Raw genomic sequence first — 15,958 nt, forward strand, 5'->3', positions numbered from 1 at the left:
ATTGTATATAAAACGATCCATGCCTTTTTTCATAAAAATTTCGGACAAAATATCTGGTCGGATAAAACAATAACAGGCAGGAGGAATAACACATGACAATTTATAATCACAAACCGAAAAAGCTTGCCGATGTTACCCGTGACCTTGCGGCTGTCGCCATGGGCAGTTTACCAGCGGATCTGATCATTCGCAACGGTAATTTAGTCAATGTCAATATCGGTTGCATTCAAAAAAATATCGATGTTGCTGTCAAACACGGTTTTATTGTCTATGTCGGTCAAGAATCAGAAGGAAAAATTAAAACAGACGATCATACGAAAATTGTAGATGCAAACGGGCGTTATCTGGTGCCTGGTTTCATTGACAGCCATGTCCACATAGAGAGCTCAATGACGGATCCCCGTCATTTTATTAAGGGAATTCTTCCGAGGGGAACTACTACAATCTGTCCTGACAACCATGAAATTACAAACGTTCTTGGATTAAAAGCTGTCGAGTTATTTCATCAGGCTGCTCAGGGATTGCCCATCAAGTTTTTACTGGCAATGCCGGTTTGTGTTCCGGCTGTTGCAGGATTTGAGAATGCCGGAGCAGAAATTAACGCTGCGGATGTGTCCAAAGCTTACCAAAACGGCTGGGCACAGCTCCAGGGAGAGCAGATGAATTTTGTCGGGGTGATTCATGGCGATGAACACGTTCACTCCATCATTAAAGCATCCCATGATGCCGGTATGATCCTTACTGGTCATTATTCCAGCCTGGAACTTGATCAGGGATTAAATGCATTTGCAGCAACAGGAATTAATTGCTGCCATGAAGTTACCACGGCAGACTCAGTCCTCCGTCGGGCTGAACTCGGTTTTTACAGTCAGTTACGCTACGGATCAGCATGGCTGGATCTGCCGAACACCATCAAAGCGTATACAAACAATCCAGGAATTGATTCCCGATTTTTAACCATCTGCACCGACGATGTAAACGCATCGACGATTGTAGAAGAAGGGCAAATGGATCGAGCCATCCGTACTGCAATTCGAAATGGTGTACCGCCAATAACAGCGATTCAAATGGCAACGCTTAATCCTGCCCAGCTTCTGGAAAAAGCCCGCTGGATTGGTTCTATCGCACCAGGACGTGCAGCCGACATCCTGATTGTCAGTAATTTGACAGAACTCGTCATCGATGAGGTTTATAGTGACGGTGTGTTAGTTGCAAAGAATGGAATCCTTTCCGTTGATTTTGAACCGTATTCTTATCCGGAAATTGCTACTAAAACGATGTATTTAGATCCTTTATCCCCTGAAGATTTTAAAATTCCTGCTGGTACCGAGAATCCCGTTAAAATCAGAGCAATTGAAATCATCCCGGGTATGGTTCATACTATCGAGAAAATGAAACGGATGCGCCCGGTCAACGGGAATTTAATTGCAGACAGCTCACGAGACCTGGCAAAGGCGTTCGTTTTCTATCGACACCAGCCGAAAGAAACGCTGAAAGGGTCTCGCGGATATGGTTTTGTCGCTGGAACGAAATTTAATTCGAATTGTGCTTATGCTTCCACAGTTTCACATGACTGCCATAATCTGTTAGTTGTCGGAACCAGCGATGAAGCCATGGCACTGGCAGCCAATGAAGTGATCCAGGCTGGCGGGGGAATAGCGGTGGTTGTAAACGGAATTCTGGATGCAATCATCGAATTGCCGTTTGCAGGATTGATGTCTTTGGAACCTATGGAGGTCGTCGCTAAAAAGATCAATGCTGTCGAACTGGCATTAAAAAAAGCCGGTTGCCCTTATCCCTCAATTGAAATGACACTTAGTCTCCTGGGGCTGATTGTGATTGAAGAGCTCCATTTAAGTAATCAGGGGCTTGTGGAACTTAAATCCAATGCTCCCCTTAAATTTGTCGATTTGATCATTCCGGAAGAATAATTCTTACTCAATATAAATCAGAATCACCCGCATAGCGGGTGGTTTCATTTTCCAATAAGGAGGGTAGGGAGCTTAGAGTCGTTGACAACCCCGTACTTCTTCGGGCTTTTGCACTCCTCGCAATGACATTGTGACATAGTAGCTTAGCAGGTGCAAAACAATCCGCTGCGACATGAGAAAAGTGAGGATGGTTAAACGGTACTGTTAATCCATCCAGCCCCGTAACCGATATACTGCAATACCGATATATTCCTTTAACGCTGTTTCCAAAGAACTCATGTTGGAAGATTGTGGAACAATGTTCATAAACAAACGAGACCAGGAAAATGAAGTCAATATATCCCATTCATCATCGGAAAAGTTGTAATCAGTCGGAGCAGGAATCACTTCAAGCCCTTGCGCTTCGAACAACCCGACAGCACGCCGCATATGCGTAGCTGAAGTAACCAGAATGATTTTTCCAACGCCCATTTTTCTTAAGATTTCCGCATCGTAAACTGCTTCTTCTTGTGTATTGACAGAAGTATTTTGGATGATAATCCTATCCTTTGGAACCCCTAATTTCTCCGCTATCTCAGCCAATTCAGAAGCCGGAGAACTTTCTGTTTGATGAATCCAATTGATATAACTGCCGCCAGTTAATAAATATTTGCCGAATCCTTTTTGATACAGATCCGATGCATATAGAATCCGATCACCCGCTCCGGAAATCTCAGTGATCTGTCGCGGGTAGCTTTTTGTTTCCGTTCCCCCGCCTAAAACAACAATCACATCTGCTGTCTCCTCCCCGGTATATGGAGGATAGGATTTTTCCAGACTTCTGATTAAGAAAGCTGAAGGCAATGGATTACCGCTGATCCATAATACAACCAGAGCAGTTATCAGCAATATTTTCAGCAATTTTCTGTGGCGGATCAACAGAATGGCAGCGAACAGCATAAAAAAGATCAATCCTGCCGGATAGACCAATTGCGGCAGGAATTTTGAAAGGTACACAAAAAGATCCATATCAGGAACCACCTTGGAACAATTTTATCAGCGGCCAAAATATGAATCGCAGTAGTCTTGAGAAAAATGAACCAATCGATGGCTTTTCAACCGGCTTTTCAGTTGGCACAGGTGTTGGAGTCAAACTGCCAGCTACCTGGAAACCGATCGGATCACTTTGATAAATTTTTCCAGAATAATCCTTTGCCTGTAGTTGTATATAGAACATACCATTTTTGAGTAAGGAATCCGGAATCTTCACGATGTCATAGTTACAATTCGAGGCATTACACAGTTTTGTGGCAGGAGTCCACTCCATCGCAAATCCTGGATACAGACTGCGGGAAGCCGTCAGAAAATTAATCATGTACTCCTTCATTCCTGTAAATTTCCATGTCATGGGAATCTTTTCTGATGTCATTTTTTCCGTCACATAGTTGAATGCAAATTTTGAAGCCGGATTCACTGTCGGTGTTGGAGTCTTTATCAATGGCGGCACATATGCTGTCGCTATCGGATAAGTCACATTTCCGCTTGACGTTGGATAATACCAAATCGGAGGATTATATGGTACAGGAGTCGCAGTTCGATATGGCCAGTAATATGGAGTCGGTTTTTTCCAGGGGACCTGTGTTGCAGTAATCCAGCGAATTGGCGTAGGTGATCCGATGACAGGCTGCGTAGGCTGCGGTGTAGAAGTCATGACGATAATGATGATGGCGATAGTCGGTTGTGGCGTATTGGTAGGGACCAGTGTCGGAACCGATGTGGGCGGAACAGCAGTGTTTGTCGGTGCCGCTGTTGGAGGAACAGGCGTATTGGTCGGAATTGCTGTCGGCGCGATCGGAGTATTGGTAAAGACAGGAATCGCTGTATTCGAAGGAATTGCAGTTGGCGGTACAGATGTACTCGTAGGAACTCCTGTTGGCGGTACGGATGTATTCGTAGGAACATCGGTTGGAGGGATAGCGGTATCCGTTATAACCGGAACTGGTGTTTCAGTAAAAACTTCCGTTGGCTGTAAAATTACAACGCCGGAAAGATTACTTTGAGGCAAACTGGCAAACCTTTGCGCCAAATTCATGTCGCTGATTGTTAAAGGATTCTCCGTATTGTTATTACTCAGATTAATGGCGGACAATTGAGATAAATCGCCAAGTGAAGACGGAATTTCTCCTTCCAATAAATTTCCTGAAAGATCGAGATTCTGCAAATTCGAAAATACAGAAAACGAAGCCGGTATTCCACCACGCAATGGTATTCCACTATCCGCTCTCCTTCGATCCGGATATTGAACAGCCGACTGACAAATTTGGAGATTCGGACGATTGTCAAGATCCGATTGTTTTTCAGCAGTCAGCTGGTTATTCGCAATGACTAATGTCTGCAATGAAAGGCGACCGGATAAAGCAGGATCGATCTCAGGTAATGATCCGGAAAGGATATTGTTGGATAGATTTAAAATGGTCAAATTTGCCATCGAGAGTATTCCAGATGGAATTATTCCGCGTAGACCCATGTTGGAAAGCGAGAGAACTCTCAATGCAGATAAGTTGGCAATCTCATCCGGAATAAAACAAAAATAATCAACAGAGTCAAATTTCAATTCGGTCACCCGATGATTTTCGCACGTGATCCCTTTCCATTCACAGGAAGATTCTGTCATGAACCATCCTGAATCTGTTTTTCCAAAAGGAGTCATTTTATTGAAAATTGCATATAAGACTGCCAGGTCTTCGTCAACAACTTTATTCGCTGCCGCTGCATCCGCAGTCTGCTGATAGGCAATCGCTGCTGCTGCATCCGCTGTCTGCTGATAGGCAATCGCTGCCGCTGCATCCGCGGTCTGCTGATAGGCGATGGCTGCCGCTGCATCCGCGGTCTGCTGATAAGCAATCGCTGCTGCTGCATCCGCTGTCTGCTGATATGCAATCGCTGCCGCTGCATCCGCGGTCTGCTGATAAGCGATGGCTGCCGCTGCATCCGCTGTCTGCTGATAGGCGATGGCTGCCGCTGCATCCGCGGTCTGCTGATAGGCAATCGCTACTGCTGCATCCGCGGTCTGCTGATAGGCAATCGCTACTGCTGCATCCGCTGTCTGCTGATAGGCGATGGCTGCCGCTGCATCCGCTGTCTGCTGATAGGCAATCGCTGAAGATTCTGTTTGTGCATAATCTGGCGTTTCGATAGCTTGAGGCATCGATACTCCGGAAAGATTATTTTCAGGTAGTGAAGAAAAACGTTGAGCCAAAGTCGGATTGCTGATTACGAGCGGATTTTGAGTACTGTTATCACTCAAATCGATGGACTGGATACTGTACAAGTATTCCAGTTCACCGGGGATTTCACCCTGCAAGTTGTTCCCGGAAAGGTCCAATTTTTGCAGATTTTGAAGATTACCCAATGATCCCGGAATGGATCCGTCCAAACCAGGTTCTGTATCAATACCTTCCGGATAAGTCACAACACTGGAACAAATCGAAAGATTGGGGCGACTATTCAAGTTCTGCTGTTTGGCATCTGTCCAGCGGTTGTCTTCAAGAATCAAGATCTGCAAAGGTGTCGGAAAATTAGCTTGTGGGATATTGCCTGTCAAAAGGTTACCGGATATCTCAATAGAACGCAGATTGGGCATGCTTAATAATCCAGAGGGAAGGATACCCCGCAGTCCCAGATTTCTCAGACGCAACTCCTGCAAGTTTGTCAGATTGGTAATTTCAGGTGGAATGAAACAGAAAAAATCTGTTGAATCAAAATCAAGCCGGATGACAGATCCGTTTCCGTCACAGGCGATGCCGTTCCAGGTGCAAGGCTGATCATTTGCCTGAAACCACCCCGATTGATTAATCCCTTCCGGAGTCATCTGGTTGTAAATCAGTTGCAATGTATTCAGATCATTTTCATTCATCCCTACATAAGCAGGCGTTCCGTCCTGATAAAATGCAGAAACGGGAATATACATGCTGAAAAGAAGCACGATCAGTAAGAATATGAGATAATTCCTTCTTTTTAAATGAATCATAGAACGCATGATAGCCATCCTTTAGGAAAAAAGATTAAAGAATTCAACAAAAACTCAAAACATCAAACGGCATTTCGAAAAGAAATAAAAAACAAAAACTATTTCATGCTTCGAAATACTGATAATTCAATTCTACCCAAGTACACGCCAATAAAATCATCCATTTTCAATTCTTTGATAATATGACAAGCAATTCTAAATTTCGATTGACCTTTCGAAATAAAAATAACCTTTTTCATTTTTCGAAGTATGATATTTTCCCTCGGTAATATTAAAAATACGATTACATGTTATACGATTCTCAGAAGAATTTGTTCCATCGAATGAGTTTTTTATACAATTCTAAATATCGATAAACATCGAATAAAGAGGTAGTAATTCGAAATATTAAAAAGACTTTTAAGGGAAGAAGGATTACTTCAAACAACAGATGAAAATATTACACAACCAATAATGAAAATGAAATTCCAATTTTCATAGAAATTGCTGTCTGAAATTTGTGTGGAGAGAGAGATCGCGGTATACTGAAATGGGTAAAAAAAAAGACATCCGAAGTTGAAAATTATATCCAGCCTCATCAAAGAAAATCCGTAGAAAAAAGTAGATGATCCAACTCACGACCTTTCAAGAAGAATTTGCCAATCTCCCGCTGAATCAAAAAATCTATGCAGAAGGAAAATTTGGCTGTGGAAAGACGACAGCAGCCATCGCAAGGCTAAACCGCATCCTTGAAAATGTTGCTCTGGGTTCTGAAATACTGACGTTCATTCCGAATCGGACGCTTGCAAAGCCATATCAGGAGGCATTCTCATCTCGGGGAGTTAAGCCGCAGATTCAAACCTACAATGGTTTCATTCAACGCAGTCTTCAGATTTTTTGGCCGATTATCTCAGAAAAAGCCGGTTTTGCTTTTCCGGAAAAACCACCTTGTTTTTTAACAATCGAAACTGCGCAAATTTTAATGGCACGTTTGATAGAATCCAAACTTGAACAAGGTTATTTCAGCGCACTGAGAGTTCCATCCAGCCGAATTTATAATCAAATTATGATCAGTATGCATAAAGCTGCAGCGGCAGAATTTCCATTTCAAGACTATGCTGAGCGAATGAAAAAAAGCTGGACAGGAGAAAAAAGTCTGCTCCAGATTTTTGATCAGACGCAGGAATGCGGTGAGATTTTCAAAAAAATCTGTTATCAGAACAATCTGTTGGACTATTCAATCCAGGTCGAGGTCTTTCAACAATACTTGCTGCCGTTAAAAAGATACCAAAAATGGCTTGAATCTTCCTATCATCATTTTATCTATGACAACGTTGAAGAGGATATTCCCGCAGCACATCACTTTGCCCGCGTTCTCTTAAAAAACTGCCAGTCGGCGCTCATCATCGCTGACCATTTAGGCGGATTTCGTTCTTTTTTAGGAGGTGATCCTTCATCTGCAGCCGAACTGAAAACGCTGTGCGACCGTCAAATCGTGTTCGAAAAAACACTGATTTGTTCGGATTCCATTCAATCCATGGCGATGTGTGTTGAAAATCCATTTATCGCGCAAAAAGACCTTCCTGGAGATCCCAAAACTGCGTATACTTTCCATCCTTACCATCAGTATCCTGCTATGATAAAACAAGCCGCTGCCGATGTCGCGGACTTAATTCATCGGCAAAATGTCCTGCCCTCAGATATTGTGATTATCGCACCACTGGTTTCCGATGTCCTTTATACCTCCATGGAACGCGAATTGCGAATTCAGAACATTCCCTGTTTCATTTATCGCCCCTCAAGACCGCTGATCGGAGAAAACGCCTCTAAAAGCATTTTGACTGTGATCGCCTTGATCCATCCTGAATGGGGAATCCATCCTCGTCTTCTGGATATCGTTCAAATGCTGCAGACGATCATTCCGAATTTGGATCCGATTCGTGGACATGTACTGGTTGCCAGAGCATTCAAAGAAATATTCAATGACGTTCAAGAAGCAGTCGATTATGAAATAAAAGCTTTTTCGGAAATTCCATCCGATTCACGCAAGCGGATTCCGACCTCAATCGGTCTTCTGTTCGACACTTTTCGGCAATGGATCCTATCCAATAAAGGAATTGAAGAAACACCGGACATTTCGCTATCTCGCTTTTTTCATACTGTTCTGACAAAAAATGGTTTTGCAGCCGGGAATGAAGGCGCGGAAGAATTGAACCTTGGAATAAAAAAAGTTATTGAATCTCTGAAAAAATTCAGAGTAATTCTGGAACATGTGGATCAGGATTTGCTCAGCTGGAAAGACTACTTCCGCCTTGTCAATGAAGGGATGATTGCAGCACAATATTATGAAGACTGGTTTCTTCAGCCTGAGAACTCTGTGCTGATTTCGCTGGCATCCGCATATGCGGTAATGAATCGTCCGGTCTCCTATCAAATCTGGCTCAATGCAGGCAGTCCGCGCTGGTGGGAACGTATCTACGGACAGCTTACCAACGATATCGTCCTTTCAAGATCCTGGCAGGATGGCGACCAATGGGATATTCAAAAAGAATATGAAGCCAACAATGACAGTATGATTCGCCAAATTCTCGCGTTACTTTCGCGCTGTAGAAAACAGGTTCGCGTCTATGCAAGTGAGTTATCCGAATCCGGACAGGATCAAAAATCTCGTCTGTTGTATCTATTCGCAGACCTCTCATACCGCTTTGGAAAAAATAAAGACTTCATGGAAGGAATTGCTAATAAACTCACACAAGAAATATCTTCTGACGCATTCTATCCCGGAATCGATGACAAGGATATGAATATCGCGGGAAAAAATGAAGAGGAAATATTGGGCGATGAGTCCAATCAATTCCTTTTAGAAGAGGACGGAAGATGACGTTTACTCCGCGTCCCACACAGGCGGAAATTCTAAACTATTCAGGCGGAACAATGGGCATTTCCGCAGTTCCCGGCAGCGGGAAAACGCATACGCTCTCTGCTCTGGCTGCCAGACTGGTTGAGAAAAATGTGCTACAACTGCACCAGCAAATGGATTTGGAAAAATTCGAAAAGGAGATTTTAATCGTAACGTTTTCAAATTCAGCTGTAGCCAATTTTTCTGCCAGAATTGCCGGATTTCTCAGTGAAGAAGGAATGGTTCCCGGAATCGGTTACCGCGTTCGTACACTCCACGGTATGGCTGTGGACATCATTCGCGGAAGAGCTGAAAGTTTCGGAATTGATCCGGATTTTGTTATTCTGGATGAAATTGCCTCTGACGCTCTGCTGATTCGGGCGGTTGATTTATGGCTGGAAAAAGATTCACGAGCCATTTATGAAGCATTTGCAGAATCGACGATTTCACAAAATCAAAAAGACAAATTTTATACCGAAAAATGGCGGTCGGACGTTATCAGTATTTCCAGAAATGTGATATCTCAGGCAAAGGATTACATGATGCTGCCGGAGACAATCCGTCAGGCGATTGCCGCTGACAATGCCGCCGGATCTTTTCGAATTTTAGCTGCCATTTGTGACATCTATGAGACATATCAGTCCTTGCTGAAAATTTATCCAGCGCTGGATTATGCCGATTTAATGTTTCATGCCTATCATATTTTGCAAAATGATCCGGCCTATCTGGATTTTTTACAGGATCGCTGGCCGATCATTTTGGAAGATGAAGCTCAGGATAGTTCCTTGATCCAGGAGAAGATCCTGCGTCTACTGACCCAGAAACATGGGAATTGGGTTCGTGTGGGTGATCCGAATCAGGCGATCAACGAGACTTTCACAACTGCTGATCCCAAATATTTAAAAAGCTTCCTGAAAGAAGCACAAAAAACGGTGGATTTGTTCAATTCAGGCCGATCCAGCGTGAGCGTTTTAAGACAAGCCAATCGGCTGGTAAAATGGACCAGTCACGAGCATCCTTCGAGCCCCTGCCGCACCGCTCTGGTCGAACCTTATATTAAAACAACACCCAAAGATGATCCGCAGCATAATCCGCCGGATGATCCCAGGCGAATTATCTATGATCCCAGAAATTATGAACCCGCTGAAGAAGTGGAAAAAATCAGCAGACTTGCGTATGAGCACATCCAAAAACATCCGGAAGAAACACTCGCCATTCTGACGCCCAGCAATGATTTTGGAACGCAATTTATTGCTGAACTTGAAAAATATCCGGTTGATGTAATTGAAATTCTTAAAAGCAACCGAAAAACGAGAAACACTGCGGATTATCTGGCAAAAATCTTAACCTGGCTTTCAAGACCTCTGAATCAGAAAATTTGGCTTGATTTATTCGAAATGCTCTTTCATCATCATGCGGAAAATGATTTCTACCTGAGTCCTGAACACTGCAAAATTGCCAGGGATCGATTATTGTCCATTCAAAATGTGGAAGATTTCTTATTTCCGCTCTCCGAGGAAACATTCAGAAGCGAATTATCCGGCTGGGATGATCCGGAGATTGTCATGCAAACTTTTTTCTCTTTTCGCTTCTTGTTAAAACGTTGGCTGGACGCCCGATTTCTTAAAATTGACCAATTGATTCTGCTGATTGCTCAGGATCTTTTCACTTCTTCGGAGGATTTGTCGATTTCCAACCAATTTGGCCGAATACTGGCTCAAATGGTACGTACCGATCCTTCATTGCGATTAAACGCACTGGCAGAAAAACTGCGGGAAGCGGCTGCCAATGCATCTGTATATCCAGGATTACAAAGTACAGATTCGCAATTTGATCCGGAATTGTATCGGGGAAAGATCGTTGTCATCACGTATCATCGCGCGAAAGGACTGGAATGGGATCAGGTTTTTTTAACAAGCTGTAATAATTACGATTTTCCATCCGGAACATTGGATTTGCTAAAAAATTCGGCAAATCAAAGGAAAAAGATTGCACGGCCCTTTTATATCCGTAATAATCTTGATTTACAGGCTGAAGCGCTGCAGCAATTGGAAACAATCAGTTTCCCGGAACAAGGACTTGTGTATGTTGAAGGAGAAGGCAGCCAGAAAGCATATAATAACGCTGCATCCGAACGATTAAGGCTGCTATTTGTCGGAATTACGCGTGCAAAAAAAGGTTTGTATGTCTCCTGGAATACCGGACGATTCGGTAAACAATCCGAGGCAATCGCATGTACAATGCTGAGGAAAAAACAAAACGAGGCTCACTCATGAAACAGTTCAGTCAGACTCAGATTCAGGATTATCTGTTTTGTCCGCGGCGGTACTTTCTTTCCCACATTCAAAAAATAACCTGGCCGGAACCTGTCTCGCCATCATTCGAAAAAATCGAAGAGAGCAATCGTCAGGGCAAGGCATTCCATCTCTTTATCAATCGTTTGATTCAGGGAGTCAGTTACAAGGAACTTATTTCCCAGGTTTATGAAACGGATTTGAATCAATGGCTGAAAAATTTTAAAAAATATAATCCACTTCCCGATAACGCCAAAATCTTCTCTGAAATCGAAATATCCGCAATTTTTGCAGAGATTCTATGGATCGGTTATATGGACGCTGTTGCATTTCTGCCGGATAAAATTCAAATCTTTGACTGGAAGACTTCCAGACGCGTCGGGGATCCGAAAGTCCTGTTGAATTCACCGCAGACACGGCTTTATTGCTTTCTAATGATGCAGAATCATCAAAATTTTCTGAATTTTTCAGGAAATATCTCGCCGGATCAAATTGAAATGGTTTACTGGTACGCACGTTTTCCATCTGATCCGATTCATTTGCAGTATTCTGCAGAGTTATATGACAAAGATTTGTTTTATTTCAAAGATATGGCAGAAAAATTGTGCTATGATGATCGCGCAAATTATCCGCAGACACTCCAGCAAAATAATTGCCGCTTCTGTCGTTTTCAAACCTTTTGTTTTAAAGAAACCCTTCTGGAAGATGAAAGTTTGGAAGACGAATTCCTGGACTCCGAATTGTTCGGTTTTTTCCAACAACCGGATCAGGATATTGCAGGCGGGTCAGAATCCGCGCAAAAGAATTTTGAAAGTTTCTAAAACAGTAATTCGAAATTTGAAAAGATTGCTTCGTCGGGCTTATGCCCTCCTCGCAATGACAGATTGTTTTGCGAGCCACAACAGGGGCGTAGTTTGTCATTGCGAGCGTAGCGAAGCAATCCTCCATCACATAGAGAAAAAAAAAGAGCCTTTTTTTATTTAGGCTCTTTTTTTTGCTTTGTTTATTCCGTTTTCGCTAATTCAACAATTTTGGAGAATGCCTGCAGGTCACGAACAGCCACATCAGCAAGCATCTTTCGATTCAAACTGATATTGTTCTTTTTCAGACCGGAAATCAGACGGCTGTAAGAAATTCCATTCAAGCGAGCTGCAGCGTTGATTCTGGTAATCCAAAGCTTCCGCAGATCACGTCTCCGTGTTCGACGATCACGATATGCATACCATAAACTTGCCAGCATCGCTTCATTGGCGCGGCGATACAGTTTATGACGAGTGGCATGATAACCCTCGTTCATTTTTAATAATTTTTTGTGACGGCGATGTCCCTGAGGACCACCCTTTACACGTGCCATAAATAACTCCTTTGCTTCCCTCGGACGTCAATCATGAAAAATGATTTGTTATATACACCCGACAGTCGCACTAAAAAAGAATACGATTATTTCTCCATGTATGGAGCGAGACGTTTGATGCGCTGAATGGTTTTCTTTCCTTCAACCACAATCATCTCAGACAAAAGCGCCTTTGTTCGATCGGATGAACGACGGCGGAAATGGCTTTTTCCACCTTTCGTCCGAACAACAATGCCAGACCCTGTCATGCGGAAACGTTTTGACGTAGCCTTATGGGTCTTTAGTTTGAATTTACCTACTGTTTGTTTGCGTGGCACAACGAAACTCCTTACAACAAAATTCAATGGCAATCAGAACGATTTGCCATTCGATTAGCGGGCTAATTATACACTATTTTTTGTTTTCAAAAATTCTATGATTCAGAATCCGTTGTTTCGTCCTCGTCATCATCTTCATCATCGAAATCTTCATCGGTTTCATCAGATTCATCTTCAATGACGACCGGTTGAATCTCACCGGATTCAATGGCTGCTTTCCGTTTGGCAATTTTCTTTGCATTGGGCATCAGAAGCATGCTCATGACGCGGCCTTCGATTCCCGGAGCCTGTTCAATGGATGCGATATCGCTTAATTCTTGGGCAATCTCTTTTAAATCTTCAAGTGCCAGTTCCGGATATGAGATCTCTCGACCGCGAAAGCGGATTGTGACACGGACCTTCATTCCATCTTCCAACCAACGGCGCGCATCACGTGTCTTAAATCCCCGGTGATGCTCATTGGTCTTTGGCCGAAGACGAATCTCTTTGATTTCAATTTTTGTTTGGGCTTTTCGCGCTTCCTTTTCTTTCTTTGTTCTCTCATAAAGAAATTTTCCAAAGTCCATCACACGACAGACCGGAGGATTCGCATTTGGAGAGACTTCAACGAGATCCAATTCAGCTTCCCGCGCTATTTGTAACGCCTCACGGGTTGAAATTACGCCCAGATTTTCACCTTTATGATCGATTACACGAACTTCAGGGATTCTGATAGTTTCATTAACACGAAAATCTTGTGTACTTATGGTAGCTCCTTCCTTCTTTTCGGAAATAATTCTTAGTTTCCGAACGAATACCGAATAAAATATACCACACTGGTCAAATTTTGACAACCAGCCTTATTATTTCACTCCACCAATTCCTCTGAAGATTGAATTTTCATTATCAGATGTGTAATTTCTTTCATCTGCTGTTCATAATATGAAAAGAACGATTCCGTTTATGGTTGAATCACCGATGTGATTTTTTCGAGAGCCGCAGATCTCGCCGGAGAATCAACCGTATCGCGGAACAATAGTTCCCACAGGTTTTTAAAATATTCCCAGGTGATATGCGGTTCAATGCTGGCATCAATCGTCCATTGCGCTGCTTGTTCCCAATTCCCGCTCATAGCAGCACCCCGAATAAAGGGGGTCATCTCAACCGGTTTCAGCATGTTATATCCGTTCGCAATCGCTTCATCATGCAACCGAAAAACGGTTTCGTAATCGCCGAGATCCACTGCAAGCGCTGCTTTTTCATAGTAATAACACCAATCATGGCGAAAATCCGAACCAAATATTTCAGTCGGCATCTGATAATCAGAATTATAGAGAATCCGGCTCTTATTCTGATACGGAATCAATTCTTTCATTTTTGGATCAATGTAAGGATTTTTTAAATCAGCTTCATCCAGAAGCCAAAGGCACCGATCCCATTCGGGCTTTGTGATCACCACCGAATTTTTTGAATCCATGTTTGTTTCAAACATTTTCGTTGTATATCCAAGTGGCAATCCTTCACGAATCTCCTGCCAGAAATCCTTTCCACTCATATTGAAATACCAGTACGGAGTCGGTTTATGCCCCGTATTCTTGCCATACATCTCAAAAACCATACCTCCGTCTGCCCATCCACCCATATAAGAAGCGATAATCGCATCTCCGAGTATGGCTGTATTTTCTTGAAGATCTGGAACGCGCCATTTCATCTGCCATTGAAACTTTTGCTGCGATTCCCAAGCATATCGATAGGTAGCGGAATTTTGAATCTGGAAAAATGTGCTGATCCCGCACAATGCTGCCAGAATCAGTATCTTTTTAACATTCCCATTCAAACAAGTCGCTGCAGCCGCTGCGATTGAAAGTGAAATACCCCAAAAACTGGGAATCAGAAACCGGTCATGATAAAGAAACGTTGAAGAAGGTGTCTTATCGATCGCAATTCCCGGGAGGAAACCGATTACTGCTGCAGCCATACCCAACAGAAAAATCTCTCGTGAATCGATTGTGTCCGAAAACAGTTGTTTTTTCTTTCGGAGTCGGAACAAAATCAGAAAAATTAATACAGCAATCAGAAAACCAACCGCACAAGCCGCTTGTGTGTTTTTCTTTGTCAGATCAAAATTAGCAGGATTGATACTGCGATACCAGATACCCCAGACCGATTCGGTTATGTACTGTATCATTCTTTGAATCACAAACACAACCATTGACAACACACCATCGGTCTGCTGCAATATTTCCAATTCGTTCCGGTCATGAATCAATTTCGGCATGATAAAGAAACGATAGAAGAAATATGCGAAAAAGATGAATAAAAATGGCAATTCGTAAAGAATCGTTTTTTGAATCCGCTTCTTAATCGCCAATTTTTGAGGACGAAGCGCGAACCAGATAATACCTATACGCAATAATTCAAGCGTCAGATAATATTCGGTCACCAGCAGTTGAAATGCGCTCAATACGGCAGAAATCAGAAAAAGCGGTATCCGCTTCCGCATATTCTGTGTCTGAATTGCTGCCGCTGTAAGCAGAAAAGAGCCAAGAATTACGGGATACTGCATCCAAATCTGATTGTACGTGATACTTAGCGCCTGATGTTTAAAAAATGGAAAGATCGAAAATAGAATCGCAGAAATTGCGGCAATTTCTTTACATTCGAGCCATAAACGGCGTATTAATGCCCAACTGATGACACCTGCCAGAAAACGCCAGAAGAGGGAATAGATTTGCCAGGCGATCTTACTGGTCCCGGCAATCTTAAAATCCATTGACAGCACCCACGCCATTATGACCGGACGGCTGTCATTGATGGAATAATCCAGCAGTGCCTGATAACCGCCCTGATCATATCCGGAAAGACTCACCCAGTCATCCAGATAAAAACCAACCTGCGGCAGTTGAATTGCCCAGGTACAGATCATAATCAACAAAAGCAAAAAGGGGAACCAGCGACCTAATAAAATTTTTTCACTTAATTTCATATTTTTTTCTTCAACAAATGATTAAGTTCTCCGTCAGGAGTTTTGGAATCACCACGCAACAATGCGAAATATCGATGTGCTATTTAAATTAAGAAGGAAAAACTATTTATTGTGATGATTTTGCGTGAAGATCAAAATCATCACAATAAAAATGAATCCTCCCCATATTTCGAATTGCTGAATACCACGTTAATAACTTGCGGGGATTAC

The 15,958-nt window shown here is 42.8% G+C and carries 10 protein-coding genes; 4 read left to right on the plus strand and 6 right to left on the minus strand.

All coding sequences use genetic code 11. The features are described from left to right. Positions 1-92 precede the first annotated feature (92 nt). Complete coding sequence (locus ATC1_RS13440; protein WP_062283336.1) at positions 93-1,931, plus strand: adenine deaminase; 1,839 nt, start codon at positions 93-95, stop codon at positions 1,929-1,931. A gap of 204 nt (positions 1,932-2,135) precedes the next feature. Here the strand turns inward: ATC1_RS13440 and ATC1_RS13445 are convergent, their stop codons facing one another. Together ATC1_RS13445 and ATC1_RS13450 are read right to left on the minus strand one after the other, a co-directional pair. Beyond that, positions 2,136-2,939, minus strand: coding sequence for a YdcF family protein (locus ATC1_RS13445; RefSeq protein ID WP_062283339.1), 804 nt, complete (start codon positions 2,937-2,939; stop codon positions 2,136-2,138). 1 nt (position 2,940) lies between these two features. Further along, positions 2,941-5,949: a leucine-rich repeat domain-containing protein gene (locus ATC1_RS13450; protein ID WP_062283343.1), complete on the minus strand. Its 3,009-nt coding sequence runs from the start codon at positions 5,947-5,949 to the stop codon at positions 2,941-2,943. Between the two features lie 595 nt (positions 5,950-6,544). Here ATC1_RS13450 and ATC1_RS13455 point away from each other — a divergent pair. Genes ATC1_RS13455 through ATC1_RS13465 form a run of 3 tightly spaced genes read left to right on the plus strand, consistent with a single transcriptional unit; the run spans position 6,545 to position 11,933 of the window. Next, on the plus strand, positions 6,545-8,800 hold the full coding sequence (locus ATC1_RS13455) for a hypothetical protein (RefSeq protein ID WP_062283346.1): 2,256 nt from the start codon (positions 6,545-6,547) through the stop codon (positions 8,798-8,800). Further along, entirely contained in the window at positions 8,797-11,094 is a 2,298-nt protein-coding gene (locus tag ATC1_RS13460; protein ID WP_062283349.1) for an ATP-dependent helicase, read from the plus strand. The genes ATC1_RS13455 and ATC1_RS13460 overlap by 4 nt, the downstream gene beginning before the upstream one ends. Then, complete coding sequence (locus ATC1_RS13465; RefSeq protein WP_062283352.1) at positions 11,091-11,933, plus strand: PD-(D/E)XK nuclease family protein; 843 nt, start codon at positions 11,091-11,093, stop codon at positions 11,931-11,933. The genes ATC1_RS13460 and ATC1_RS13465 overlap by 4 nt, the downstream gene beginning before the upstream one ends. 182 nt (positions 11,934-12,115) lie before the next feature. Here ATC1_RS13465 and rplT read toward each other — a convergent pair whose 3' ends face one another. The 4 genes from rplT to ATC1_RS13485 all read right to left on the minus strand — a co-directional run bounded on the left by rplT (position 12,116) and on the right by ATC1_RS13485 (position 15,748). Further along, entirely contained in the window at positions 12,116-12,466 is a 351-nt protein-coding gene (gene rplT, locus ATC1_RS13470) for a 50S ribosomal protein L20 (RefSeq protein WP_062283356.1), read from the minus strand. Positions 12,467-12,552: 86 nt separating this feature from the next. Beyond that, positions 12,553-12,783 carry a large ribosomal subunit protein bL35 gene (locus tag ATC1_RS13475; RefSeq protein ID WP_062283359.1) on the minus strand — a complete coding sequence of 77 codons (231 nt, stop codon included), beginning with the start codon at positions 12,781-12,783 and terminating at the stop codon, positions 12,553-12,555. Between the two features lie 95 nt (positions 12,784-12,878). Beyond that, positions 12,879-13,616, minus strand: coding sequence for a translation initiation factor IF-3 (infC, locus tag ATC1_RS13480; protein WP_236688141.1), 738 nt, complete (start codon positions 13,614-13,616; stop codon positions 12,879-12,881). Between the two features lie 107 nt (positions 13,617-13,723). After that, entirely contained in the window at positions 13,724-15,748 is a 2,025-nt protein-coding gene (locus ATC1_RS13485; protein ID WP_062283362.1) for a hypothetical protein, read from the minus strand. Positions 15,749-15,958: the final 210 nt, after the last annotated feature.

It is taken from the genome of Flexilinea flocculi, from assembly GCF_001192795.1.
Classification (GTDB): Bacteria; Chloroflexota; Anaerolineae; order Anaerolineales; family Anaerolineaceae; genus Flexilinea; species Flexilinea flocculi.

Coding starts and splice junctions, on each gene's coding strand:
- ATC1_RS13440 (WP_062283336.1), top strand. CDS start 93: ATGACAATTTATAATCACAAACCGAAAAAGCTTGCCGATGTTACCCGT.
- ATC1_RS13445 (WP_062283339.1), bottom strand. CDS start 2,939: ATGGATCTTTTTGTGTACCTTTCAAAATTCCTGCCGCAATTGGTCTAT.
- ATC1_RS13450 (WP_062283343.1), bottom strand. CDS start 5,949: ATGCGTTCTATGATTCATTTAAAAAGAAGGAATTATCTCATATTCTTA.
- ATC1_RS13455 (WP_062283346.1), top strand. CDS start 6,545: ATGATCCAACTCACGACCTTTCAAGAAGAATTTGCCAATCTCCCGCTG.
- ATC1_RS13460 (WP_062283349.1), top strand. CDS start 8,797: ATGACGTTTACTCCGCGTCCCACACAGGCGGAAATTCTAAACTATTCA.
- ATC1_RS13465 (WP_062283352.1), top strand. CDS start 11,091: ATGAAACAGTTCAGTCAGACTCAGATTCAGGATTATCTGTTTTGTCCG.
- rplT (WP_062283356.1), bottom strand. CDS start 12,466: ATGGCACGTGTAAAGGGTGGTCCTCAGGGACATCGCCGTCACAAAAAA.
- ATC1_RS13485 (WP_062283362.1), bottom strand. CDS start 15,748: ATGAAATTAAGTGAAAAAATTTTATTAGGTCGCTGGTTCCCCTTTTTG.